22 protein-coding genes are annotated in these 23,220 nt (G+C 70.2%); 18 read left to right on the top strand and 4 right to left on the bottom strand.

Going from position 1 to position 23,220, the window contains the following annotated elements:
• Nucleotides 1-156: 156 nt before the first annotated feature.
• On the bottom strand, nucleotides 157-1,506 hold the full coding sequence (locus tag SSPN_RS0126995) for an FAD-dependent oxidoreductase (protein WP_010311161.1): 1,350 nt from the start codon (nucleotides 1,504-1,506) through the stop codon (nucleotides 157-159).
• Nucleotides 1,507-1,847: 341 nt separating this feature from the next.
• Here SSPN_RS0126995 and SSPN_RS0126990 point away from each other — a divergent pair, with 341 nt between their 5' ends.
• The 4 genes from SSPN_RS0126990 to SSPN_RS0126975 all read left to right on the top strand — a co-directional run bounded on the left by SSPN_RS0126990 (nucleotide 1,848) and on the right by SSPN_RS0126975 (nucleotide 7,530).
• Nucleotides 1,848-2,657, top strand: a complete 810-nt coding sequence (locus SSPN_RS0126990) for an SAM-dependent methyltransferase (protein ID WP_029535753.1) — start codon at nucleotides 1,848-1,850, stop codon at nucleotides 2,655-2,657.
• 5 nt (nucleotides 2,658-2,662) lie between these two features.
• Nucleotides 2,663-4,783 (top strand): putative bifunctional diguanylate cyclase/phosphodiesterase, encoded by a 2,121-nt coding sequence (locus SSPN_RS0126985; protein WP_010311158.1) that lies wholly within the window; start codon nucleotides 2,663-2,665, stop codon nucleotides 4,781-4,783.
• A gap of 159 nt (nucleotides 4,784-4,942) precedes the next feature.
• Complete coding sequence (gene thrS, locus SSPN_RS0126980) at nucleotides 4,943-6,958, top strand: threonine--tRNA ligase (RefSeq protein WP_010311157.1); 2,016 nt, start codon at nucleotides 4,943-4,945, stop codon at nucleotides 6,956-6,958.
• Nucleotides 6,955-7,530 carry an HIT family protein gene (locus SSPN_RS0126975; RefSeq protein WP_010311156.1) on the top strand — a complete coding sequence of 192 codons (576 nt, stop codon included), beginning with the start codon at nucleotides 6,955-6,957 and terminating at the stop codon, nucleotides 7,528-7,530. Before thrS ends, SSPN_RS0126975 begins: the two co-directional genes overlap by 4 nt.
• Before the next feature lie 93 nt (nucleotides 7,531-7,623).
• Here SSPN_RS0126975 and SSPN_RS0126970 read toward each other — a convergent pair whose 3' ends face one another.
• A complete protein-coding gene (locus tag SSPN_RS0126970; protein WP_010311154.1) occupies nucleotides 7,624-8,148 on the bottom strand; it encodes a YceI family protein in 525 nt (174 codons plus the stop codon).
• Nucleotides 8,149-8,334: 186 nt separating this feature from the next.
• Between SSPN_RS0126970 and pgsA the strand changes: the two genes are divergently transcribed.
• The gene (gene pgsA / locus SSPN_RS0126965) at nucleotides 8,335-8,940 is read left to right on the top strand and encodes a phosphatidylinositol phosphate synthase (protein ID WP_010311151.1); all 606 of its coding nucleotides are present in this window, start codon (nucleotides 8,335-8,337) and stop codon (nucleotides 8,938-8,940) included.
• Between the two features lie 87 nt (nucleotides 8,941-9,027).
• Here pgsA and SSPN_RS0126960 read toward each other — a convergent pair whose 3' ends face one another.
• Nucleotides 9,028-11,142, bottom strand: coding sequence for an elongation factor G-like protein EF-G2 (locus SSPN_RS0126960; RefSeq protein WP_010311149.1), 2,115 nt, complete (start codon nucleotides 11,140-11,142; stop codon nucleotides 9,028-9,030).
• A gap of 212 nt (nucleotides 11,143-11,354) precedes the next feature.
• Here SSPN_RS0126960 and pdxS point away from each other — a divergent pair, with 212 nt between their 5' ends.
• Nucleotides 11,355-12,272: a pyridoxal 5'-phosphate synthase lyase subunit PdxS gene (pdxS, locus tag SSPN_RS0126955; RefSeq protein ID WP_010311147.1), complete on the top strand. Its 918-nt coding sequence runs from the start codon at nucleotides 11,355-11,357 to the stop codon at nucleotides 12,270-12,272.
• An 81-nt stretch (nucleotides 12,273-12,353) separates the two neighbouring features.
• Here pdxS and SSPN_RS0126950 read toward each other — a convergent pair whose 3' ends face one another.
• Nucleotides 12,354-12,926 carry a helix-turn-helix domain-containing protein gene (locus SSPN_RS0126950; protein WP_010311144.1) on the bottom strand — a complete coding sequence of 191 codons (573 nt, stop codon included), beginning with the start codon at nucleotides 12,924-12,926 and terminating at the stop codon, nucleotides 12,354-12,356.
• Between the two features lie 69 nt (nucleotides 12,927-12,995).
• On the opposite strand from SSPN_RS0126950, the gene SSPN_RS0126945 reads away from it, so the two are divergent.
• The 12 genes from SSPN_RS0126945 (at nucleotide 12,996) to SSPN_RS0126890 (ending at nucleotide 23,017) form a co-directional block, all read left to right on the top strand.
• On the top strand, nucleotides 12,996-13,703 hold the full coding sequence (locus tag SSPN_RS0126945; RefSeq protein ID WP_010311142.1) for an AzlC family ABC transporter permease: 708 nt from the start codon (nucleotides 12,996-12,998) through the stop codon (nucleotides 13,701-13,703).
• Nucleotides 13,700-14,011 (top strand): AzlD domain-containing protein, encoded by a 312-nt coding sequence (locus SSPN_RS0126940; RefSeq protein WP_010311140.1) that lies wholly within the window; start codon nucleotides 13,700-13,702, stop codon nucleotides 14,009-14,011. The genes SSPN_RS0126945 and SSPN_RS0126940 overlap by 4 nt, the downstream gene beginning before the upstream one ends.
• A 149-nt stretch (nucleotides 14,012-14,160) precedes the next feature.
• A complete protein-coding gene (gene pdxT, locus SSPN_RS0126935) occupies nucleotides 14,161-14,811 on the top strand; it encodes a pyridoxal 5'-phosphate synthase glutaminase subunit PdxT (RefSeq protein WP_010311137.1) in 651 nt (216 codons plus the stop codon).
• A gap of 15 nt (nucleotides 14,812-14,826) precedes the next feature.
• Nucleotides 14,827-15,576, top strand: a complete 750-nt coding sequence (locus SSPN_RS0126930) for a YebC/PmpR family DNA-binding transcriptional regulator (protein ID WP_010311134.1) — start codon at nucleotides 14,827-14,829, stop codon at nucleotides 15,574-15,576.
• Between the two features lie 97 nt (nucleotides 15,577-15,673).
• Nucleotides 15,674-16,183 carry a DUF4262 domain-containing protein gene (locus tag SSPN_RS0126925; RefSeq protein WP_010311132.1) on the top strand — a complete coding sequence of 170 codons (510 nt, stop codon included), beginning with the start codon at nucleotides 15,674-15,676 and terminating at the stop codon, nucleotides 16,181-16,183.
• Nucleotides 16,184-16,300: 117 nt separating this feature from the next.
• On the top strand, nucleotides 16,301-16,891 hold the full coding sequence (gene ruvC, locus SSPN_RS0126920; protein ID WP_010311130.1) for a crossover junction endodeoxyribonuclease RuvC: 591 nt from the start codon (nucleotides 16,301-16,303) through the stop codon (nucleotides 16,889-16,891).
• Nucleotides 16,888-17,487: a Holliday junction branch migration protein RuvA gene (gene ruvA / locus SSPN_RS0126915; protein ID WP_010311128.1), complete on the top strand. Its 600-nt coding sequence runs from the start codon at nucleotides 16,888-16,890 to the stop codon at nucleotides 17,485-17,487. Before ruvC ends, ruvA begins: the two co-directional genes overlap by 4 nt.
• A gap of 10 nt (nucleotides 17,488-17,497) precedes the next feature.
• Complete coding sequence (ruvB, locus tag SSPN_RS0126910; RefSeq protein WP_010311126.1) at nucleotides 17,498-18,565, top strand: Holliday junction branch migration DNA helicase RuvB; 1,068 nt, start codon at nucleotides 17,498-17,500, stop codon at nucleotides 18,563-18,565.
• Nucleotides 18,566-18,937: 372 nt separating this feature from the next.
• Complete coding sequence (gene yajC / locus SSPN_RS0126905) at nucleotides 18,938-19,330, top strand: preprotein translocase subunit YajC (RefSeq protein WP_010311125.1); 393 nt, start codon at nucleotides 18,938-18,940, stop codon at nucleotides 19,328-19,330.
• A 380-nt stretch (nucleotides 19,331-19,710) separates the two neighbouring features.
• Nucleotides 19,711-21,273, top strand: coding sequence for a protein translocase subunit SecD (secD, locus tag SSPN_RS0126900; RefSeq protein WP_010311124.1), 1,563 nt, complete (start codon nucleotides 19,711-19,713; stop codon nucleotides 21,271-21,273).
• A complete protein-coding gene (secF, locus tag SSPN_RS0126895; protein WP_010311123.1) occupies nucleotides 21,270-22,454 on the top strand; it encodes a protein translocase subunit SecF in 1,185 nt (394 codons plus the stop codon). The genes secD and secF overlap by 4 nt, the downstream gene beginning before the upstream one ends.
• Complete coding sequence (locus SSPN_RS0126890) at nucleotides 22,451-23,017, top strand: adenine phosphoribosyltransferase (protein ID WP_010311121.1); 567 nt, start codon at nucleotides 22,451-22,453, stop codon at nucleotides 23,015-23,017. Before secF ends, SSPN_RS0126890 begins: the two co-directional genes overlap by 4 nt.
• The last annotated feature ends 203 nt before the right edge of the window (nucleotides 23,018-23,220 follow it).

Below are 23,220 nucleotides of genomic sequence, written 5' to 3'. Positions count from 1 at the left end.
CGTCCAAACACGTCGGTACTCCTCAGCACTATTCGTGCTGTTCAGAGCAAATTTGCGGACATTCGCCCAGATCCCGACAGGCCCCGATACAGAGGGCACCTTCGACCGGCTTGCGCGACCCGCTTGCTCGGCCGAAGGTGCCCTCACCGGAGAAGTTCACTCGGAGCGGGAGATTCGGACCATCTCGTCGCGTGGGACGACCTTGATGCGCTCGCGGCCCTGGGCTTCGCCCAGCGCCTTCTCGTGCGCGTCCAGGCGGGCCCAGCCCTCCCACGTCGTGTACTCGACGCCGCGATCTTCCAGCAGCCGCAGGATGCTCTCGCCCGACGGCTCCTCGGCCTTCGGTATCGTCGCCAGGTCCGCTAGCAGGTTGTTGATCGTCTCCAGCGCGTCGCCCTTGGTGTGGCCGATCAGGCCCACCGGGCCGCGCTTGATCCAGCCGGTGGTGTAGACGCCCGGGATGTGCTCGCCGTCGAGGTCCAGCACCCGGCCGCCCTCGTTGGTCACGGTGCCCGTCTGGTGGTCGAACGGGATGTCCGCCAGCGGCGAGCTCAGGTACCCGACCGCGCGGTAGACCTGCTGCACCGGGTAGGTCTCGTACTCGCCGGTGCCGCGCACGTTGCCGTCGCCGCTGAGCTCCATGACCTCGACCTTGAAGCCCTCGACCCGGTCGGTGCCCAGCACCTCGACCGGCGAGCGCAGGAAGTGCAGGTGCAGCCGCCGCGCGGTGTCGTGCTTCGGATCCCGCAGCGCCCAGTCCTGCAGCGTCTTGACGATCGTCTTGACCTGGTTGTTGGTGCGGATCGCCTCCTCGCTGGCCGCGTCGAGCTCGAAGCCCTCCGGGTGCACGATGACCTCCACGTCCGCCTGGTGGTCGAGCTCGCGCAGTTCCAGGGGGGTGAACTTGGCCTGCGCCGGGCCGCGCCGGGCGAACAGGTGCACGTCGGTGACGCGGGAGTCCTTCAGGCCCGCGTGCACGTTGTCCGGGATCTCGGTGCTCACCAGGTCGTCGGCCTGCTTGGCCAGCACCCGGGCCACGTCCAGCGCGACGTTGCCGGCGCCGATCACCGCGACCTCCTCGCCGTCCAGCGTCCAGTCGCGCGGGGCCTCCGGGTAGCCGTCGTACCAGTAGACGAAGTCGGCCGCGCCGAAGCTGTGCGGCAGGTCGATGCCGGGGATGTCCAGCGCCCGGTCCTGGTCCGCGCCGGTGGCGAAGATGACCGCGTCGTAGTGGTGGCGAAGGTCGTCCAGCTTGACGTCCACGCCGTAGTCCACATGCCCGAGGAACCTGATCTCCGGCTTCTCCAGCACCCGGTGCAGCGCGCTGACGATGCCCTTGATGCGCGGGTGGTCGGGAGCCACGCCGTAGCGGATCAGGCCGTAGGGGGCCGGCATCCGGTCCAGCAGGTCGATCTCGACCGGGGTCTCGGACTTGGTCAGGATGTCGGCGGCGTACACGCCGGCCGGACCGGCCCCGACGATCGCAACCCGCAGAGGGCGAGTCATTCCATCTCCTCCTACGCCCCGCACCGGCCCGAACGGATATCGGCCGGATGGCGGCGCTCGCTGACTGGCCCATGACGACTGGGCGTGGTGGGCGTCCACCAAGACCCCACCAGCTTAGGTATCCCTTACCCGGGATCCCGCGATGCGGACGGTGACAATGCTCATATCCGATCCGCATGCAGCTGGGGGCGACGCTGAGTGGGTGACTCGAAGCGGTGGGTGACAGTAGGATCGCCGCTTGATCAACGCTCCCGAGCGCGGTGACGTTCGACAGTTCGAGACGGTTCTGGTCGGAGCCGCGGTCCGGGGTGCCGGAAGACCGAGCGCTGGAGGTCACGCGCATGGAGCAGCGGCCGGACTGGATACCTGAGGGCGTCGACCTGGAGAACCCCAGCGCCGCCCGATGCTACGACTTCTACCTCGGCGGGGCCCACAACTTCGCCGTCGACCGCGAACTCGGCCGCAAGGTCATGGAGGTCGTGCCGAACGTGCAGGAGGTGGCCCGGAACAACCGGGCCTTCCTGCGCCGCGCGGTTCGGTACTGCCTAGACCAGGGCGTGCGGCAGTTCCTGGACATCGGCTCCGGGATCCCCACCGCGGGCAATGTGCACGAGACCGCGCAGGCCGTCGACCCCGCGGCCCGCGTGGTCTACGTCGACAACGAGCCGGTCGCCGTGGCGCACAGCCGCTCGATCCTCAACGGCAACGAGAACGCCACGATCGTGCAAGCCGACCTGGTCAACGTCGATGCCGTCCTGGACGCCCCGGCGACCCGGCGGATGCTCGACTTCTCCCAGCCCGTCGCGGTCATGATGGTCGCGCTGGTGCACTTCGTCCCGGACAGCAGCAAGCCCCGCGAGGTGATCCGGAGCTACCACGACCGACTCCCGGCTGGCAGCTACCTCGGCTTCTCCCACGTCACCGGCGACCATTACCCGGAAGGCGTCCAGGGCCTGGTCGACCTGTACAAGAGCAGCACCAACCCGGTCACGCTGCGTACCCGCGACGAGGTCGCCGAGCTGGTGTCCGACTTCGAGATCGTCGATCCGGGCGTGGTCTACGTGCCCGATTGGCGCCCCGACACCCCGGAGGACGTCTGGGAGAAGCCGGAGCGGTCGATCGTCTATGGGGCCGTGGCCCGCAAGGTGTGACGCGCATGCCAGGAACGGGCGGATCGGCCGCCGACAGCGGGGAGCTAGGACCGGAGGACGTGGTGAGGCAGTGGACCTCTGAGGTCATCCACACCAGCTACGTCCCGATGGGCCGCCCCGACGTCGAGGCCTTCCTGGCCGAATGCGTCGACGAGCTGCTGCTGGTCCTCGATGGCGGACCGGTCGGTGCCGCGCGCGGTATCGGCGAGCGGCTCGTCGGGGTGCACCTCACCAACTCGGCGGCGCTGGCCCGCACGCTGCGGATCCTCGCCACGGAGCTGCCGAGGATCCGGGAGATCGACCCGGTCAGGCTGATCGAGGCGCTCAGCGAGCTGGCCGCCGGGTTCGCCGGGGCGCTGCGGGAGCAGACACTGCGCGAACAGGAAGTGATCCAGCGCGCCGTGTCGGACGCCCGGGACGCGGCGGAGGAGGCGCTGCGGGCGAGCGAGGCGCGCTCGCGGGCGGTCTTCACCTCCTCGGCGCTGGGCATCGCGGTCGTCACGCTGGACGGGGTGGTGGAGGAGACCAACGGGGCGCTGGCGCGGATCTTCCGGCGCCCGGAGGCCCAGCTCGTCGGCGGCACCGTGTTCGAGCTCGCCGACGAGACGTGGCAGGCGCAGCTGACCGGCACCATCGCCGAGCTGGCGGCCGGCGTCGCGGACCGGAGCTTCCTGGACGTCCGCTTCACCGTTCCCGATGGCGCGCACGTGTGGACCCAGCTGTCCGCGTCGCTGGTCCGCGACGCCCGCGGCGAACCGGACTACCTGGTGCTGCTCTACGAGGACATCACCGACCGGCACATGCTCCAGGAGCACTTCCGCCAGCAGGCCGTCCGGGATCCGCTGACCGGCCTGGCCAACCGCACCAAGCTGGGATCCAGCCTGGACACCGCGCTGGAGCCGACGCACCCGGGCCGCCGGGTGGGGCTGTGTTTCTTCGACCTCGACGGGTTCAAGGCGGTCAACGACAGCCTCGGTCATCCGATCGGCGACCGGTTGTTGCGGCAGGTCGCGCAACGCCTGGAGGCGACGGCCGCGGAAGTGGGCGCGGTCGCGGCGCGGATGGGTGGCGACGAGTTCCTGGTGCTGGTTCCCGACTCGAGCGGCGCAGGCCCGGTGATCGACCTGGTGGAACGCCTGTTGCGGGAGATCACGCGGCCGGTGCTGATCGGCGCGCACGAGCTCAGCGCTTCGGCCAGCGTCGGCGTCGTGGAGCGCGAGGTGGCCGGCACCGACGCCGAGGCGCTGCTGCGGGACGCCGACATCACCCTCTACCGGGCCAAGAGCGACGGCCGCGCGCAGTGGGTGCTGTTCGACCCCGAACGCAACGCGGCGGCGCGCGACCGGTTCAAGCTCTCGGCGGCACTGCCTGCGGCCCTGGACCAGAACGAGCTGTTCGTCGAGTACGAGCCGATCGAGGACCTGGCCACCGGCTCGCTCGCGGGCGCCATCGCCGCCGTGCGCTGGGACCACCAGGAGTTCGGCGAGCTGGGCGAGGAGCGGTTCCTGGGGCTGGCGGAGGAGACCGGGCTGATCGTCCGGCTCGGCAGCTGGGCGCTGGAGCAGGTCTGCGAGCATGCGGCGCGCTGGTTGCGGCAGCTCGGTCCGGCGGCCCCGGTCCCGACGGTGAACCTGTCGCAGCGGCACTGCCGCGACCCCGAGCTCGTCGCCGACGTGCAAGGCATCTTGCGGCGCACCGGGCTGCCACCGGGCGCGCTGGCGCTGGGGCTGCCGGGGTCCGCCCTGTTCGACCACCAGGGCGACCCGGTCGACACCCTGGAGATCTTCGCCGACATGGGGATCAAGCTGGTGGTCAACGAGTTCGGCGACGGCGGCGCGCTGTTGGGCCGGCTGCGCGGTCTGCCGCTGGCCGGGGTGCGCATCGACGGGCCGCACGTGGCTGGCCTGGCCGACCCGGGCGACCCGGACCCGCTGGACCAGCACCTGGTCGTCGCCGCTGTAGGGGGCGCGCGGCTGCTGGGGCTGCCGGTGCTCGCCACCGGGGTGCGCACCGAGTTGCAGGCCGACCGGCTGCGCGAGCTCGGCGTCAGCACGGTCCAGGGCCCCTACGCCGGCTACCGCGCGTCGGCGCTGGAGATCGAGCAGTACGTCGCGGCGATTCGCTGAGCAACCACCTGTTCCGAGCGCTGCGGGGAGCGGGGGAAATGTGGTGGCGACAGGCCGATAGCATCGGTAAGCGAAGTGCATCCGCGCCGGTCGGTGGGTCGGCCCAGCCTAGGAGTGATCGTGTCCGTACAGCCTTCCCAAGCTCAACAAGCTCTCCGGGTGAAGGTTCCGGCGGGCACTACTGCGGGCGAGGCGGTCGCCGAGGCGGGGCTGCCGTCGAAGGGGCCGGAGGCGGTCGTGGTGGTTCGCGACGCCGAGGGCAACCTGCGCGACCTCGCGTGGGCGCCGGAGGCCGACGTCGAGGTGGAGGCGGTCGCCGCCGACACCGAGGACGGCCGCAGCGTCATCCGGCACTCCGCGGCGCACGTGCTCGCGCAGGCGGTGCAGAACCTCTTCCCCGACGCGAAGCTCGGGATCGGCCCGCCGGTCCGGGACGGCTTTTACTACGACTTCGACGTCGACCGCCCGTTCACCCCGGAGGACCTGCAGGCGCTGGAGAAGCGCATGAAGCAGATCATCAAGTCCGGGCAGAAGTTCTCCCGCCGCAGGCTGGAGTCGGTCGACGCCGCCAAGAAGGAGCTGGCGGGCGAGCCGTACAAGCTGGAGCTGGTGGACATCAAGTCCGATGTGGACACCAGCGAGGTGATGGAGGTCGGCGGCGGCGAGCTGACCGTCTACGACAACATCGACCGGCACGGCGAGGTCGTCTGGGGCGACCTGTGCCGCGGCCCGCACGTGCCGCACACCCGGTTCATCCCGGCGGTCAAGCTGATGCGGGTGGCCGCCGCGTACTGGCGCGGCAACCAGAACAACCCGCAGCTGCAGCGGGTCTACGGCACGGCCTGGGAGTCCAAGGAGAAGCTCGACCAGCACCTGGAGTGGCTGGCCGAGGCCGAACGCCGCGACCACCGGCGGCTCGGCGCCGAGCTGGACCTGTTTTCCTTCCCGGACGAGATCGGCTCCGGGCTGCCGGTGTTCCACCCCAAGGGCGGCATCATCCGCCGCGAGCTGGAGGACTACTCCCGCAAGCGGCACGAGCAGGCGGGCTACGAGTTCGTCAACACCCCGCACATCACAAAGGACACGCTGTTCAAGACCTCCGGGCACCTGGACTGGTACAAGGACGGCATGTTCCCGGCGATGCACCTCGACGAGGAGCGGGACGCCAACGGTGAGCTGCGCAAGCCGGGCGTTGACTACTACCTCAAGCCGATGAACTGCCCGTTCCACAACCTGATCTTCCGCTCGCGCGGGCGCTCCTACCGGGAGCTGCCGCTGCGGCTGTTCGAGTTCGGGTCGGTGTACCGGTACGAGAAGTCCGGCGTGGTGCACGGGCTGACCCGGGTGCGCGGCATGACGCAGGACGACGCGCACATCTACTGCACCCCCGAGCAGCTGCAGGACGAGCTGAAGTCGCTGCTGGGCTTCGTGCTGGACCTGCTGCGGGACTACGGCCTGGACGACTTCTACCTGGAGCTGTCCACCCGCAACGACGAGAAGTACGTCGGCAGCGACGAGAGCTGGGCGGTGGCCACCGAGGCGCTGCGCACCGCCGCCGTGGACTCCGGCCTGGAGCTGGTGCCGGACCCGGGCGGGGCGGCGTTCTACGGCCCGAAGATCTCCGTGCAGGCCAAGGACGCGCTGGGCCGCAGCTGGCAGATGTCGACCATCCAGGTCGACTACCACCTGCCGGAGCTGTTCAACCTGGAGTACACCGCGCCGGACGGCAGCAAGCAGCGGCCGATCAAGATCCACCGCGCGCTGTTCGGCTCGATCGAGCGGTTCTTCGGGGTGCTCACCGAGCACTACGCGGGTGCCTTCCCGGCCTGGCTGGCGCCGGTGCAGGCGGTCGGCATCCCGATCGCCGACGAGCACGTCGAGCACCTGCAGCAGGTGGCGAAGGCGTTGCGCGACAAGGGGATCCGCATCGACGTCGACACCAGCGACGACCGGATGCAGAAGAAGATCCGCACCCACACCACGCAGAAGGTGCCGTTCCTGCTGCTGGCCGGCGGCAAGGACGTGGAGGCCGACGCGGTGTCATTCCGGTTCCGCGACGGCAGCCAGATCAACGGGGTCCCGGTGGACACCGCGGTCGCCGCGTTGGAGGACTGGATCGGGCGCCGCGAGAACGCGTCGCCGACCGCGGAGAACTTCCAGGCGGAGCGGGCGTGAGCGGAGTTCGCGGCCCGGAGGGCGTGGAGCTGACCGAGCAGCACGGCGTCGGCGTCCAGGACGCGTTGCAGCGGCTGTGGACCCCGCACCGGATGGCCTACATCCAGGGCGAGAACAAGCCGGAGGGCGACGACAGCGACGGATGCCCGTTCTGCCGGCTGCTCGAGTCGGGGCGGCCGGACGACGAGACGCTGATCGTCGCGCGCGACGAGCTGGTCTTCGCGATCCTCAACCTGTACCCGTACAACCCGGGGCACCTGATGGTGCTGCCGTACCGGCACGTGGCCGACTACACCGAGCTCAGCGCGGCGGAGACGGTGGCGGTCGCGGAGTACACGCAGCGGGCGATGCGGGTGATCCGGCGGGTTTCCGCGCCGCACGGCTTCAACATCGGGCTCAACCAGGGGCCGGTGGCGGGGGCGGGCATCGCCGCGCACCTGCACCAGCACGTGGTGCCCCGCTGGGGTGGCGACTCGAACTTCATGCCGGTCATCGGCCACACCAAAGTGCTGCCGCAGCTGCTCGGCGAGACCCGCCAGCTGCTGGCCGACGCCTGGTCCGAAGTGGACTGACCGGGTGACCGCCAGTTTCAATTGAAACTGGGCCGGGCCGGCAGAAGCGGGCCGAGGACGTGGTCGTCCCCGGCCCGCTTCGACGTCGTGAGCTCAGCTGCGGAGCTTGGCCTCGATGTCGAGGGTGATGGTGATCTTCTCGCCAAGCATGGCGCCACCGGCCGGGCCCACACCGAAGTCGGTGCGGTTGAGGACGACCTTGGCGGACAACCCCAGCAGGCCCTCGGCGAAACCGCCCAGCTCGGTCTCCAGCGACACCGGCTTGGTGACGCCGTGCAGGGTGAACTCGCCGTCGATCACGAACTCGTCGCCGTCCTGGCGGACGCCGGTGGAGCGGAAGGCCGCGGTGGGGAACTGCTCTACGTCGAGGAAGTCGGCGTTGCGCACGTGCGCGTCGCGGTCGGCGTTGCCGGTGTCGATCGACGAGGCGTCGATCGTGGCGGTGACCGTCGACTCCACCGGGTCGGCAGAGGTGACGATCTCGCCCTGGAAGCTGCCGAACCGGCCGCGGGACTTGCCGACGCCCATGTGGCGAACGGAGAACGTGATGTCCGAGTGGACGGTGTCGATGTCCCAGGTACCAGCGACGTAGCCGGGGATCTGCGCCGTTGCCGTCATGCTGCCTCCAAGAGAAGAACGCGATGGGAGTTTCAACCGTAAAACGCGGTTGAAACTTCAACCATTCCGCGCTGTGTCCGAGCTCACTGCGCCCGAGTTCTCGGGCGTCTGCCGGTGCCGCTGATCACCGACGGCTAATCTGCAGGAAAGGACAACTCGGTGCACAGGCGGCTGACACTACAAGCAATGCTCAACATCTTCGCGCGGGCTTCTATATCGCGACTGACCGACCCGATCGGCGCGGGCCTGGTCTGCCTCGGGCTGTCACCGAACGCGGTGACGGTGACCGGCACGGCCGCCAGCATCACCGCGGCGCTCTGGTTCTTCCCACGCGACCAGCTGTTCGTGGGCACCGTGGTGGTCGCGGTGTTCCTGATGTTCGACATCCTCGACGGCGCGATGGCGCGGTCCGGCGGTAAGGCGACGAAGTTCGGCGGCGTGCTGGACGCGAGTTGCGACCGGCTGGTCGACGGCGCGCTGTTCGGCGCGCTGGTGTGGTGGTCGCTGGTCGTCGAGGTGAACCACCTGCGCGGCCTGGCGTTGCTGATCTGCCTGGTGGGCGCCCAGGTGATCTCGTACGTGAAGGCGCGTGCGGAGGCCAACGGCCTCAGCGCCGACGGCGGTCTCGCGGAGCGCGCCGAACGGTTCCTAGTGGTCCTGGTCGGCACCGGCCTCCACGGCCTGGGCGTGCCGTACGTGCTGGACGTCGCGGTCTGGCTGCTGGTGGTGCTGTCGCTGATCACGATCGCCCAACGCCTGATCGCCGTCCACGCCTCCTACCGCGACCTCTGACGCGCCCTCCCACCCCGGGTTCCCCGCGATTTCAATGGAAATCGAAGGTTCGATTTCCATTGAAATCGCACGGGACCGTGGCGGTGGTCACTTCTGCGGGACGAGGGACTCGGGCATCGGCTCGTAGCTCTCGAACTGCCGCGTGTAGGTCGCGCTGCCGGAGCTCAACGACCGCACGTTCACGGTGTAGCGCACGAGTTCGCTCGCCGGCACGTGCGCGCGCACCACGGTCCACCCGCTGTCCTCCGGCTCGGTTCCGATCACCTTGCCGCGTCGGCTGGACAAGTCGCCGAGCACCGCCCCGAGGTGCTCGTCGGGGATGCGCACCGCGACCTCGTCGACAGGCTCCAGCGTGATCAGCCCCGCCTGCTCGGCGGCGGCCTTGAGCGCCAGCGCGCCGGCGGCCTGGAACGCCGCATCGGAGGAATCGACGCTGTGCGCCTTGCCGTCCACCAGCGTGACCCGCACGTCCACCAGTGGGGCACCCTCGTTGATGCCCTTCTCGATCTGCGCCCGCACGCCCTTCTCGACGCTCGGGATGAACTGCCGCGGCACCGCGCCGCCGACCACCCGGTCGGCGAACTCGAAGCCCGAACCGCGCGGCAGCGGCTCGACCTCGACGTCGCACACCGCGTACTGGCCGTGCCCGCCGGACTGCTTGACGTGCCGCCCGTGGCCCTTGGCGGGCTGGGCGAAGGTCTGCCGCAGGGGCACCCGAACCGGCACCGTGTCGACCTCCGCGCCGCCTTCGCGCAGCCGTTGCAACACCACTTCCGCGTGCGCTTCGCCCATGCACCACAGCACCAGCTGGTGCGTCTCGCTGTCGCGCTCCAACCGCAGGCTCGGATCGGCGGCGATCAGCCGGTTGAGGTTGCGCGCCAACGCGTCCTCGTCGCTGCGGGTGTGCGCGGTGACGGCGATCGGAAGCAGCGGCTCCGGCATCGGCCACGGCTTGAGCAGCAGCGGCTCCGCCGGATCGGACAGCGTGTCACCGGTCTCGGCCGAGCCGATCTTGGTCAGCGCGCACAGGTCGCCGGCGATGCAGTGCGGCACCTCGCGCAGGTTCACGCCCAGCGGCGAGTACAGGTGGGCCACCCGCTCGTCCTCGTCGTGGTCGGGGTGCCCGCGCTCGGCCATGCCGTGACCGGAGACGTGCACCGGCCGCTCCGGTCGCATCGTGCCGGAGAACACGCGTGCCAACGAGACGCGGCCCACGTACGAGTCGACCGAGGTGTGCACCACCTCGGCCGCCAGCGGCCCGTCCGGGTCCGGAGTGAGCGTGTGCGGATTGCGGCCCTGCGGGTCGGTGAACTCCGGCAGCGGGTGCTCCAGCGGCGACGGGAAGCCGCGCCGGATGCCGTCGAGCACCTCGCGGATGCCGACCCCGGTCATCGAGCACACCGGCAGCACCGGGTGCAGGCCACCCTGGGCCACCGCCTTCTCCAGGTCGGCGATCAACGTGTCCTCGTCGATCTGCTCGCCGTTGAGGTAGCGGTCCATCAGCGACTCGTCTTCGCTCTCGGCGATGATCGCCTCAATGAGCTCGCCGCGCGGCTGGTCGATCTGCTCGCGCAGCCGCTCGTCGGCCGCGATGGTGCCGCCGAGCTCGTAGACCTGCTCGGTGAGCAGGCCGACCAGCCCGAAGAGTTCGCCTTCCGCGTCGGAGTGCGGCAGGTACAGCGGCAGTACCCCGGAGCCGAAGGCGTCCTGGCAGCTCAGCAACGCGGTTTCGAAGTCCGCGCGCGGCTGGTCCAGCCGGGCGATGACCACCGCGCGCGGCATGCCGACCGCCGCGCACTCCTGCCAGATCGCACGGGTCGCGGGGTCGACGCCTTCCGCGGCCGCTACCACGAACAACGCGGCGTCTGCGGCGCGCAGCCCGGCGCGCAGCTCGCCGACGAAGTCCGCGTAGCCGGGCGTGTCGATCAGGTTGATCTTGATGTCGCCGTGGTGCATCGGCGCGACGGCGAGGCCGATGGATCGTTGCTGCTCGACCGAGGCGGGCTCGTGGTCGCACACCGTGGTGCCCTCGGTGACCAGCCCGGTTCTCGGGATAGTCGAGGTGGCGGCCAGCATCGCCTCGGCGAGCGTTGTTTTGCCGGCCGCCGACGGGCCGACCAGCACGACGTTGCGGATCTTCGCGGGTTCTGAGGGGGCCGGGATCGCCGACCCTCCTACCGTGCCGCTTTGTTTGCTACCCATGAGTCAACTCCCTGCGCGCTCCCGGCGACCGACTGTGTCTCCGATCACACACCTCGTTTTCGGGTCGTGCAAGGCCGGTGGTCACCCGTCGTGCGGGTGGTTTCCGCTGGCCGCAAGTGGACTACCGGAATTCGGGGTTAGTGGACCGTGGAAATGGTCCAGTTCCGGAATAGCCTGGTCGCGGCAGAGCACCGACAACAGGAAGGCCGAAGGTGACGACCGTCGACGCCAAGGACACCACCGGCAACGCCCAGACCGGTACGGACGGGGTCAAGCGGGGCATGGCCGAAATGCTCAAGGGCGGCGTGATCATGGACGTGGTGACGCCCGAGCAGGCCAAGATCGCCGAGGCCGCCGGTGCGGTCGCGGTGATGGCGCTGGAGCGGGTGCCCGCCGACATCCGCGTCCAGGGCGGTGTAGCCCGCATGTCCGACCCGGACATGATCGAGGGCATCATCGACGCCGTGTCCATCCCCGTGATGGCCAAGGCGCGCATCGGCCACTTCGTCGAGGCGCAGGTGCTGCAGTCGCTGGGCGTGGACTACATCGACGAGTCCGAGGTGCTCACCCCGGCCGATGAGGTCAACCACATCGACAAGTGGGCGTTCACCGTGCCGTTCGTGTGCGGCGCGACCAACCTCGGCGAGGCCCTGCGGCGCATCTCCGAAGGCGCGGCGATGATCCGCTCCAAGGGCGAAGCCGGCACCGGGAACGTCGTCGAGGCGACCCGGCACATGCGGCAGATCCGCGCCGAGATGCGGCGGCTCTCGGTGCTCGGCGACGACGAGCTCTACGTCGCGGCTAAGGAGCTGCGCGCCCCGGTGCAACTGGTCCGGGAGATCGCCAAGACCGGGAAGCTGCCGGTCGTGTTGTTCACCGCGGGCGGCATCGCGACCCCGGCCGACGCGGCGATGATGCGTCAGCTGGGCGCGGAAGGGGTCTTCGTCGGCTCGGGCATCTTCAAGTCCGGCGACCCCGCGAAGCGCGCCGAGGCGATCGTCAAGGCGACGACGTTCTACGACGACCCGGACGTGATCGCGAAGATCTCCCGGGGTCTCGGCGAGGCGATGGTCGGCATCAACCTCGACGACCTCACCGAGCAGCAGCGCTACGCCCAACGCGGCTGGTAACCGCGATCGTGTGCAGGGCGAAGGGCGCCGCTGGCCGGCTACGTCGGTCGGCGGCGCCCTTCGCGTCATTCGTGGTCGCCGTCAGGCGTGTTCCATGACGAGGACCGCTTTGGTGCTCGGTTCGAGGGCTTCGTAGACGTGGGGGACGTCGCCGGAGAAGGAGATGTAGTCGCCCACCGCCATCTCCACCGGGTTCTCTTTCGGGCCCGCTCGCAAGCGCCCCGAGGTCAGGACGACGTGTTCGACGGAGCCGGGGATGTGGGCGTCCGCGTGGCGGACTCCGCCCGGCTCCAGTTCCAGGACGTAGAGGTCGCGGCGGGCGCCGGAGCGGCCCGAGGACAGCAGCGCCGCGGCGTAGGTCGACTGCTCCGAGCGCACGAGCGGGACCTGGCCGGCTCGGACGACACGCACCTGCGGAGTCGGCGGGTCGACGAGGCGGCTGAACGGCACTCCCAGCGCAACGCCGAGCGCCCACAGCGTTTCCACGCTGGGGTTCCCGGTGCCTGATTCGAGCTGCGACAGGGTGGACTTCGCGATCCCGGCGCGCCGGGCGAGTTCGGTGAGGGTCAGCCCGGCCCGGTCGCGTTCGCGGCGGAGGGAGGCGGCGATGGTCTCCAGCGGCGGCGCGGCCGCGGTGTTCTCGGTCTCACTCATGGCTGTTCGCTCTATCAGTCCTTGAATTCGGTTTGACGAACACGGCCCTTGGTGTTCAGGATAGCGAACGTGGGTACGTTAGAGCGAACACGAGCGGGATTCTGGCGGGATGCGCTGCTGCGCGACGTGCTTTCGATGGCGGTGGCGATGGCCATCGTCGGCGCCTCGCTCGGCGCCATCGCGGTGAGCAAGGGCGTGCCGCTGTGGATGATCACGCTGATGGGCGCGGTCGTGTTCGCCGGCGGCTCGGAGTTCATGACGGTCGGCCTGGTCACCGCCGGTGCCGCCCCGATCACCGCCATCCTCGGCGGGCTGATGCTCAACGCCCGCCACCTCCCGTTCGGCGTGGCGGTCGGTGGACTGCTGGATCGCGGCTGGCCAAGCCGGTTGATCGGCAGCCACCTGATGGTCGACGAATCCGTCGCGTTCGCGCTCGCGCAGGACACCGTTGCCGAGAAGAAGCGCGCGTACTGGCTGACCGGCATCACGCTGTACTGCGCCTGGGCCCCGTCGGTGTTTCTCGGCGGGCTGCTCGGCCAGGGCGTCGGCGACCCGGGCGCGTTCGGCCTGGACGCCGCGATGCCCGCGGCCCTGCTCGCGCTGATCATGCCGTCGCTGCGTGAATTCCGGACCCTGCGGGCGGTCGCGGTGGGTGCGCTGGTCGCCGTGGTCACCACCCCGCTGTTGCCGGAAGGCCTGCCCGTGATGGCCGGGCTGGTCGGCCTGGCCGCCGCGCTGCCGCTGCCGAAGCGACTGGCGGGGGAGGCGGCCCGATGACGCTCGGAGTGGTCTTCGCGCTCGCCGCAGGCACCTACGCCATGCGCCTGGCCGGCCCGCTGCTGCGCGGCCGGATCCGGATCTCCGACCAGTGGGAGCAGCTGATGTCGATCGCCGCGATCGTGCTGCTCGCGGCGTTCGTCGCCACCAGCACCGCGTTCGAGTCCGGTGGCTTCGCCGGGTGGGCCCGCTTCGCGGGTGTCGCGGTCGGCGGTGTGCTGGCCTGGCGCCGGGCCCCGTTCGTGCTCGTAGTGGTCGCCGCAGCCGCCACCACGGCCCTGCTCCGGCTCACCGGCATCGCGATGTAGGTCCTCGGTTCGCCGCAAAATCGGACCTTCGATTTCAATGGAAATCGGACCTTCGAGTTCCATTGAAATTGCGGTAGCGCCGGGCGCGGGCTCGCGAGCGACGCATCCCGGGCTTCGGCTGCGGGCGGAAGTGCAGGAGAATCGGAACCGTGACGAAACCCCTGATCGGAGTCCTCGCGCTGCAGGGCGGCGTGGCAGAGCACCTGGCCGCGCTGGAGCGCAGCGGGGCCGACGCCCGGCCGGTCCGCCGCCCCGAGGAACTGGCCGCGGTGCACGGCATCGTGGTGCCGGGCGGTGAGTCGACCACGATGACCCGCCTGCTGGACACCTTCGAGCTCTACGAGCCGCTGCGCGAGCGGCTCGCGGCGGGGTTGCCCGCCTACGGCTCGTGCGCCGGGATGATCATGCTCTCCGGCGAAGTGCTCGATGAGGGCCGGAAGCCGCCGGCGGTCCGCCCGCTGGGTGCGCTCGACATCGTCGTGCGCCGCAACGCCTTCGGGCGGCAGGTCGACTCCTTCGAGACCGACCTGGACTTCGCGGGCATTCCGGACGGCCCGGTGCATGCGGTCTTCATCCGCGCACCGTGGGTCGAGAAGGTCGGCGCCGACGTGGAGGTGCTGGCGACCGTGCCCGACGACCCGGACAACACCGGGCGGAACGAGGCCGCCGGTAGGATGGTTCAGCAGGGACCGGTGCTCGCCACCTCCTTCCACCCGGAGCTGGTAGGCGGGGACGAGCGCGTGCACCGCTATTTCGTAAAGATCGTCCAAGCGCGGCTGAATACCGCAGCGCAGGCGTAGAACGACGGAGGAGAGATGAGCGGCCACTCAAAGTGGGCCACCACCAAGCACAAGAAGGCCGCCCTCGACGCCAAGCGCGGCAAGCTCTTCGCGAAGCTGATCAAGAACGTCGAGGTTGCCGCGCGGACCGGTGGGGGCGACCCCGAGGGCAACCCGACCCTGTACGACGCCATCCAGAAGGCGCGTAAGAACTCGGTGCCGATGGACAACATCGAGCGGGCGCGCAAGCGCGGTGCCGGTGAAGAAGCCGGCGGCGCCGACTGGCAGACGATCATGTACGAGGGCTACGGCCCCAACGGTGTCGCGATGCTGGTTGAGTGCCTGACCGACAACCGCAACCGGGCGGCCGGCGAGGTCCGCACCGCGATGACCCGCAATGGCGGCTCGATGGCCGACGCGGGCTCGGTGGCGTACCTGTTCAACCGCAAGGGCGTCGTGCTGCTGCCGAAGAACGGCCTCAGCGAGGACGACGTGCTCTCGGCGGTGCTGGAGGCCGGCGCCGAGGAGATCAACGACCTCGGGGAGAGCTACGAGATCCTGGCCGACCCGACCGACCTGGTCGACGTGCGCAAGGCGCTGCAGACGGCGGGCATCGAGTACGACTCGGCGGAGACCAACTTCCTGGCCTCGGTCAACGTCGAGCTGGACGCCGAGGGCGCCCGCAAGATCTTCAAGCTGATCGACGCGCTCGAGGACTGCGACGACGTGCAGAACGTCTTCGCCAACTTCGACGTCTCGGACGACATCATGGCCGAGGTGGGCTGACACGAGCCGTGCACGGACCGCTCCCGTCGGTGTCCACAGTGGCCCAGTGCCCCGGGTGCCGGCGGGGGCGGTTTTGCTTCGCGGGCAGACGGGCAGAATGACGGCCGTGGTCGACACTGATGAGGCTCTGCGCAAGTGGATGGTGAACACCGCAGACGAGCACGGCGCCGCGGTGATGCACGTGGCGGGTGACGACCGCGGCGCGGCCTACGCGTTCTCGGTGGGCGCGTGGCGGCGCTTCGGAAAGCCCGAGGTCGTCGTGATCGGGCTGCCCCAGGACGTCGCGCACGCGGTGGTCAACACCTACGTGGAGCGGGTGGGCAGGGGCGAGCGGTTCCAGCCGGGACAGCTCTACGACGGCTTCCTGCAGGGTTGCCCGATCACCTTCGAGAAGGTCGCGCTGCAGCACTACCCGGAGTACCTGGGCAGCGCGTTCCTGGTCTACAACGGGCCGGACTTCCCGGCGGTGCAGCTGATCGCGTCGAGCCCGGAGGGTGGCAAGTTCCCCTGGCAGCCCGATGCGCCGGGCGGCTTCCGCGAGTACCAGCCGATCCTGACCGACAGCGGCCTGCCGGAGAGCTGGACCCCCGGCGCCAACGGCCCCTGATTGCCCACGCCGCCCCGCATCGGGGGAGCGCGTGCGTGTCGGTGCGGTGTCGGTGCTCGGCGGTTCGATAGGATTCGAACGAATGTTCATCAGGCGAGGGCTAGGGCGGGTGGCGTCGTGCGCGTGCTGGGAGTCGACCCCGGGCTGACTCGCTGCGGGCTCGGCGTGGTCGACGGCGGTCGCGGCCGGGAGCTCGCCTGCATCGCGGTCGGCGTGGCGCGCACCCCGCCCGAGGACGAGCTGGCCAGCCGACTGCGGTCGGTCGCCGACGTGGTAGAGCAGTGGATGGACGAGCACCGCCCCGAGGTGGTGGCGATCGAGCGCGTCTTCAGCCAGCACAACGTGCGCACCGTGATGGGCACCGCGCAGGTCTCCGGCGTCGTTGCGCTGGCCGCCGCCCGGCGCAACCTGCCGGTGGCGTTCCACACGCCGAGCGAGGTCAAGGCCGCCGTCAGCGGTTCCGGCCGCGCCGACAAGCGCCAGGTCGCCCTGATGATCACCAAGATCCTCGGGCTGGCCGCGACGCCCAAACCGGCCGACGCCGCAGACGCGCTGGCGCTGGCGGTCTGCCACCTGTGGCGGGCCCCGATGGCGGCCCGGCTCGCCGTGGCGGAGGCCCGGGCCGCCGAGCTCGCCCGAAACCACCGCGCCCGGTTGAAGGCCGCACAACAGGCCACCCGGGCTCGAACAGGAGGGATTTCCCGATGATCTCCACGGTGCGAGGTCCCGTGCTGTCCGTCGGGCTGGCCCACGCCGTGATCGAAGTCGGCGGCGTGGGCATGGCGGTGCACGCCACCCCGGTCACGCTGGCCGGTCTGCGCCGCGGCGAGGAGGCGCTGCTGTGGACGTCGCTGATCGTGCGCGAGGACTCGCTGACGCTCTACGGCTTCGCCGACGCCGAGGCCCGCGACCTCTTCGTGCTGCTGCAGACCGCCTCCGGGGTCGGCCCCCGGCTCGCGCTGGCCACGCTCGCGGTACTCGCGCCCGACCAGCTCTGCCAGGCGCTGGCCGATGGCAACCTGACGAAGCTCACGCAGGTGCCCGGCATCGGGAAGAAGAGCGCCGAGCGGCTGATCCTGGAGCTGCGCGACAAGGTCGGGGTGGTAGCCGGGACCGCGGCCGGTCCGGCGGCGACGGTGGACCGCGGCCAGGTCCGCTCGGAGGTGTCCGAGGCGCTGGTGGGCCTGGGCTTCTCGGCCAAGCAGGCCGAGCAGAGCGTCGAGGCAGTGCTGGCCTCGGGCAACGGCGACCTGGACACCTCGGCGGTGCTGCGCAAGGCGCTGGCCACCCTCGGCCCGAAGTGAGGCCGGCCTGATGCACGAGGACAACGACGGCTGGCCATCCGATGACGGGGTCGCCCTGACCCCGCACCAGGATCCGGGCGACCAGGACGTCGAGATGACGCTGCGCCCGCGCAAGCTGAGCGAGTTCGTTGGCCAGGCCCGGGTGCGCGAGCAGCTGGAACTGGTCCTGCACGGCGCGCTCAAGCGCGGCGAACAGCCCGACCACGTGCTGTTCTCCGGCCCGCCGGGGCTGGGCAAGACCAGCCTGTCGATGATCATCGCGACCGAGCTCGGCGCCTCGATCCGGGTCACCTCCGGCCCGGCCCTGGAGCGCCCCGGCGACCTCGCGGCGATGCTGTCCAACCTCGCCGAGGGCGACGTGCTGTTCATCGACGAGATCCACCGGATCGCCCGGCCCGCCGAGGAGATGCTCTACCTGGCGATGGAGGACTACCGGGTGGACATCGTGGTCGGCAAGGGCCCGGGGGCCACCAGCATCCCGCTGGAGCTGGCCCCGTTCACACTGGTCGGGGCCACCACCCGGTCCGGCGCTCTGACCGGGCCGCTGCGCGACCGGTTCGGCTTCACGGCGCACATGGAGTTCTACACCGCGGTGGAGCTGGAGAAGGTGGTGCGCCGCTCGGCCGGGATCCTGGCCGTGGACCTGCGCGACGACGGGGCCGTCGAGATCGCCGGCCGGTCCCGGGGTACCCCGCGAATCGCCAACCGGCTGCTGCGGCGGGTCCGCGACTTCGCGGAGGTGCGGGCCGATGGAGTGGTGACCCGCGAGATCGCGCGGGCCGCGCTGGAGGTCTACGACGTCGACGAGATCGGCCTGGACCGGCTGGACCGGGCCGTGCTCGGGGCGCTGATCAGATCCTTCCGCGGGGGCCCGGTGGGGATTTCGACGCTGGCGGTCGCGGTCGGCGAGGAGCCCAGCACCGTCGAGGAGGTCTGCGAGCCGTTCCTGGTGCGGGCCGGCATGCTCGCCCGCACCCCGCGCGGCCGGGTCGCGACGGTGGCCGCGTGGCAACACCTGGGCATGACGCCGCCGCAGCACGCGCTCGGCGAGTCGCAGGCAGACCTCTTCGGCGAGTGATCGAATAGTGACAAATCACCGATACGGTGTCCCACGCCCAGCCATCGGCTCGCCGTCGGGCTGCTGGTCCGTGTTTGCGGCGTGACGTTATCCTCCTCACGTCCCGCCCGGTGGCGACGAGCCGTGTCAAGCGGCGCCGCCGGACGGGTGGTGTGCAGCGCGGCAAGCGCGAACTGCGTCCCGCGCGAGAGCGGGGAGGCGTGTCCGCGAACAGCTCGCGGCCCGCTCGTCCGGGCCGTGGAAACTCTCCTGGTTCCCAGCGGGAGATGACGTCGACCCGAGTTGACCTGGCACACTGGGGCAGAACATCCGAACAATTCGGGCGCAGTACTGCGAGGGCTGGGCCCCGAAGCGTCCGCTGAACGGAGCACGATGGACCTCCAATCCCTGATTCTTCCGCTGCTGATCGTCCTGCTGGCGGTGCCGCTGTTCCTGCAGGCCCGCAAGCAGAAGCGCTCGATGGCCGAGCAGCAGAAGCTGCAGAACTCGATCGCCCCCGGCGACAAGGTGATGACCACCTCCGGCGTGTTCGGCACCGTCGTCAGCACCAGCGACGACAGCATCGACCTGGAAATCGCGCCGGGCACGACCACCACCTGGGTGCGCGCCGCGGTCCGCGAGAAGGTCAACACCGACACCGCCGCGGAGGCCGTGGAGGCGAAGAAGGACGAGGCTCCGGCCGAGGCGGACAGCGCCGAGGCCGCCGTGATCACGGAGTCGAAGGCCGAGGTCGCCGAGCCGATCGAACAGCAGAAGATCAACTGACGTCCGGCGGGACGTTCCCGCGCCACCGGGTGCCGCTTCGGCACCCGGTAGGCAGGGCCGTCGCCGCCCGGGGCGCGACGCGGGCACCGGTTCTCCGGGCCCGCGTCTGTGCGTAATCGTCGATCAACGCACAGTTGCTACCCGGGCCGGTGGCGCCCGCACCGGGCCTGTCAGACTGGGAAGAGGAATGCGGTGATCCGCCACTCAGTGGTGGCGAAGATTGCCACGAGATCGCGCCGATCGGGGAAACCTGGCGAACCCGGCTGTAGGTTGGCGGCGTGCGGTGGAACCGTCCGCCGCGGCTCGCGCAGTTCGGTAGGTGACGCCTATGCGAACCGACCGCGCACCCGATACGGACCGTGGACAGGAGAACTGACGCCGTGGCACCTCCGGCCGGGCAGATTCGCCCAGGGCGTTATCTGGCGATCTTCGCGCTGATCGTCGTGGGGCTGTACGCACTGGTGTTCTTCACCGGTGACGGCAAGCCGACGCCGAAACTCGGGATCGACCTGCAGGGCGGCACCCGCGTGACGCTGACGGCCCGGACGCCGGACGGCAAGCCGCCGACGAACGACTCGCTGAACCAGGCCCGGCAGATCATCGAGACCCGCGTCAACGGCATGGGCATCAGCGGTTCCGAGGTGACCCGGGACGGCAACAACCTGGTGATCACCGTGCCGGGCGCGGGCGGTGAGGAAGCCAAGCAGCTGGGGCAGACCGCCGAGCTGAACTTCCGCAAGGTCGTCAACTCGGTGCCCGCGGGGCAGCCGCCGGCGGGGACCACCCCGCAGCAGGCCGCGCCGCCGCCCGGGCCGGGCGACCAGCAGAAGGCGATCGACGAGGCGAAGGCGCTCCGGCAGAGCACCGACCCGAACGTCCAGATGCAGGCGCTCCAGTCGCTGAACTGCGCCGCCGAGGATCCGCTGCGCGGCAACGACGATCCGAAGCTGCCGCTGGTCACCTGCGACCGCGAGGGCCAGCAGAAGTACCAGCTGGAGCCGGTGTTCCTGCCGGGCAAGGAGGTCGCGAACGCGCAGGCCGTGCCGCCGCAGCCGCAGGCCGGGCAGCCGGGCTGGACGGTGTCGCTGGACTTCAAGAGCGAGGGCGCCAAGGTCTGGGCCGACTTCACTTCCGCCAACGTCGGTCAGCAGGCCGCGTTCGTGCTGGACACCGAGGTGGTGTCGGCGCCGCAGATCCAGCAGGCCCTGCTGGGCGGCACCGCCAGCATCAACGGGCAGTTCAACCAGGAGAGCGCCACCGACCTGGCCAACGTCCTCAAGTACGGGTCGCTCCCGCTGGCCTTCGACCAGTCCGAGGCCGAGACCGTGTCGGCGACCCTCGGGGTGGCCTCGCTGGAGGCGGGCCTGATCGCCGGCGGCATCGGCCTGGTGCTGGTCGCGGTGTACTGCCTGCTCTACTACCGGCTGCTGGGCATCCTGACCGTCCTGTCGCTGGCGCTCTCCGGTGGCGTGGTCTACGCGGTGCTGGTGTTGCTCGGCCGCTGGGTCGGCTTCACCCTCGACCTGGCCGGCATCGCCGGTTTCATCGTCGCGATCGGCATCACCGCGGACTCGTTCATCGTGTTCTTCGAGCGGCTCAAGGACGAGATCCGCGAGGGCCGCACCTTCCGCTCGGCGGTGCCGCGGGCTTGGTCCCGGGCCCAGCGCACGATCCTGTCCGCCGACGCGGTCAGCTTCCTGGCCGCCGCGGTGCTGTACGTGCTCGCCGTCGGCCAGGTGAAGGGCTTCGCCTTCACCCTGGGCATGTCGACGGTGCTCGACCTGGTCGTGGTCTTCCTCGTCACGCATCCGCTGGTGGCGATGGCTTCGAAGAACAAGTTCTTGTCCAAGCCCTCGGTCTCCGGCCTGGGGGCGGTGCAACGGCTCGGTGACCAGTACCGGGCCGCCCGCAAGGCCGCCGCGACCACCGCCAAGGAGGCGTGAAGGTGACGACTCCAGGAACGGAAGGCGCCCAGCGAGGAAGCGTCTTCCACCGCCTCTACACCGGAACCGGTGCCTTCGACATAGTCGGCAAGCGTTCCCGGTGGTACATCTCGCTGGGCCTGCTGGTGCTGGTGTGCATCGGCGGCATGGGGTTCAAGGGCTTCAACCTCGGCATCGACTTCGAGGGCGGCACCAAGATCCAGATGCCCGCGGTCGGCGTTCAGGGGCCGATCCAGGCCAACCAGGTGCAGGCCGCGTTCCAGGACGCGCTGGGCCACCCGGCCGAGACGGTGCAGATCGCCGGGGCCGGGGGCAACCAGAGCATCCAGATCCGCTCGTCGTCGCTGACCACCGAGCAGGTGGCCGCCGTCAAGCAGTCGCTGTTCAACGAGCTGCAGCCGCTGAACGCGCAGGGCGCCCCGAGCCAGCAGGTGATCAGCGACAGCGCGGTCAGCGGCACCTGGGGTGGCGAGATCACCCAGCAGGCGCTGATCGCGCTGGGCGTGTTCCTGGTGCTGGTCACGATCTTCCTGGCGTTCTACTTCGAGAAGTGGATGGCGGTGGCGGCGCTGATCGCGCTGCTGCACGACGTCGTGGTGACCGCCGGGATCTACTCGCTGGTCGGCTTCGAGGTCACGCCGAGCACGGTCATCGGCCTGCTGACCATCCTCGGGTTCTCGCTGTACGACACGGTGGTGGTCTTCGACAAGGTCAAGGAGAACACCCGCGGCCTGCTCGGGCTGACCCGCCGCACCTACAGCGAGGCCGCGAACCTCGCGGTCAACCAGACCCTGATGCGCTCGATCAACACCTCGGTGATCGCGCTGCTGCCGGTGATCGGACTGCTCGTGGTGGGCGCCGGGCTGCTCGGCGTCGGCGTGCTGCAGGACCTGGCGCTGGTGCAGATGGTCGGCATGATCACCGGTGTGGTGTCGTCGATCTTCCTGGCCACGCCGCTGCTGGTGGACTTCAAGATGCGTGAGCCGAAGTTCCGGGAGCACGCGGCGAAGGTGCAGCAACGCCGCGAGCGCGCCGCTGTCAAGGCCGCCGCCGGGGACGACGTCCCGGCCGAGCCGAAGCGCGCGGCCGAGCCGAAGCGCGCCGTCGCGGCGGGCTCGGGTTCGCGCGGTGGGCGTCCCGGTGGCAAGGCGGGACGCCCGTCGGGGAAGCGGCGGCGTTGACCGCGCCGGAGGAGACCGCCATTTCCGTCCAGGTGACCGATGCGACCGATCACGCGCTCCGGCAGGCGGCTGAGCTGATCCGGGAGGTGCCGGACTTCCCCGAACCAGGGGTGCTGTTCCGCGATATCAGCCCGCTGCTGGCCGACGGTGCCGGGCTGAACGCCGTGGTGTCGGCGCTGGGCAGGGACTTCGAGTTCGACGTGGTGGCCGGTGTCGAGGCGCGCGGCTTCCTGGTCGGCGCGGCGGTGGCGCAGGAGTTCGGAACCGGCGTGATCGGGCTGCGCAAGCCCGGCAAGCTGCCGGTGGTCGCGGACCGGGTGGACTACACCCTGGAGTACGGCCGCGCCACGCTGGAGCTCCCGGCGGACACGTTGCGCGCCGGTCAGCGGGTCCTGATCGTGGATGACGTGCTGGCCACCGGTGGCACCCTGGGCGCGGCGTGCCGCCTGGTCCGCCAGGCCGGTGCCGACGTCGCGGCGGCGGCCGTGGTCCTCGAGCTGACCGCGCTGGAAGGCCGGGACAAGATCATGGGCGAGACCGTCCGGGCCCTGCTGAAGGCCTGATTCGTCGAGGTGAGGGGCACTCGTGACCTGCTGGCCGGGTCGCGGGTGCCCTTTGCCGTGCTGATCGGTCGGGCTGAAGTTCCCGGGTCCGTCGACTGCGCCAGGTGACCGCTGGGCGTATCACACCCGGACCAGGGAAGGTCCGTAGCCCGGATGGCGTTATTCTCAGTGTCCGGGTCCCCCGGACCTGGGACGAGAGCAAT

The organism is Saccharopolyspora spinosa NRRL 18395 (assembly GCF_000194155.1).
In the GTDB taxonomy this organism is placed as follows: domain Bacteria; phylum Actinomycetota; class Actinomycetes; order Mycobacteriales; family Pseudonocardiaceae; genus Saccharopolyspora; species Saccharopolyspora spinosa.
This window is presented reverse-complemented; position numbering and strand designations above follow the sequence as displayed.

What these genes read in the sequence shown, in the direction of transcription:
- SSPN_RS0126950 (WP_010311144.1), bottom strand. Translation starts at nt 12,926, where the DNA reads ATGAGTGAGACCGAGAACACCGCGGCCGCGCCGCCGCTGGAGACCATC.
- SSPN_RS0126960 (WP_010311149.1), bottom strand. Translation starts at nt 11,142, where the DNA reads ATGGGTAGCAAACAAAGCGGCACGGTAGGAGGGTCGGCGATCCCGGCC.
- SSPN_RS0126985 (WP_010311158.1), top strand. Translation starts at nt 2,663, where the DNA reads ATGCCAGGAACGGGCGGATCGGCCGCCGACAGCGGGGAGCTAGGACCG.
- SSPN_RS0126940 (WP_010311140.1), top strand. Translation starts at nt 13,700, where the DNA reads ATGACGCTCGGAGTGGTCTTCGCGCTCGCCGCAGGCACCTACGCCATG.
- SSPN_RS0126930 (WP_010311134.1), top strand. Translation starts at nt 14,827, where the DNA reads ATGAGCGGCCACTCAAAGTGGGCCACCACCAAGCACAAGAAGGCCGCC.
- SSPN_RS0126990 (WP_029535753.1), top strand. Translation starts at nt 1,848, where the DNA reads ATGGAGCAGCGGCCGGACTGGATACCTGAGGGCGTCGACCTGGAGAAC.
- pgsA (WP_010311151.1), top strand. Translation starts at nt 8,335, where the DNA reads ATGCTCAACATCTTCGCGCGGGCTTCTATATCGCGACTGACCGACCCG.
- ruvA (WP_010311128.1), top strand. Translation starts at nt 16,888, where the DNA reads ATGATCTCCACGGTGCGAGGTCCCGTGCTGTCCGTCGGGCTGGCCCAC.
- SSPN_RS0126970 (WP_010311154.1), bottom strand. Translation starts at nt 8,148, where the DNA reads ATGACGGCAACGGCGCAGATCCCCGGCTACGTCGCTGGTACCTGGGAC.
- SSPN_RS0126995 (WP_010311161.1), bottom strand. Translation starts at nt 1,506, where the DNA reads ATGACTCGCCCTCTGCGGGTTGCGATCGTCGGGGCCGGTCCGGCCGGC.
- ruvB (WP_010311126.1), top strand. Translation starts at nt 17,498, where the DNA reads ATGCACGAGGACAACGACGGCTGGCCATCCGATGACGGGGTCGCCCTG.
- SSPN_RS0126925 (WP_010311132.1), top strand. Translation starts at nt 15,674, where the DNA reads ATGACGGCCGTGGTCGACACTGATGAGGCTCTGCGCAAGTGGATGGTG.
- yajC (WP_010311125.1), top strand. Translation starts at nt 18,938, where the DNA reads ATGGACCTCCAATCCCTGATTCTTCCGCTGCTGATCGTCCTGCTGGCG.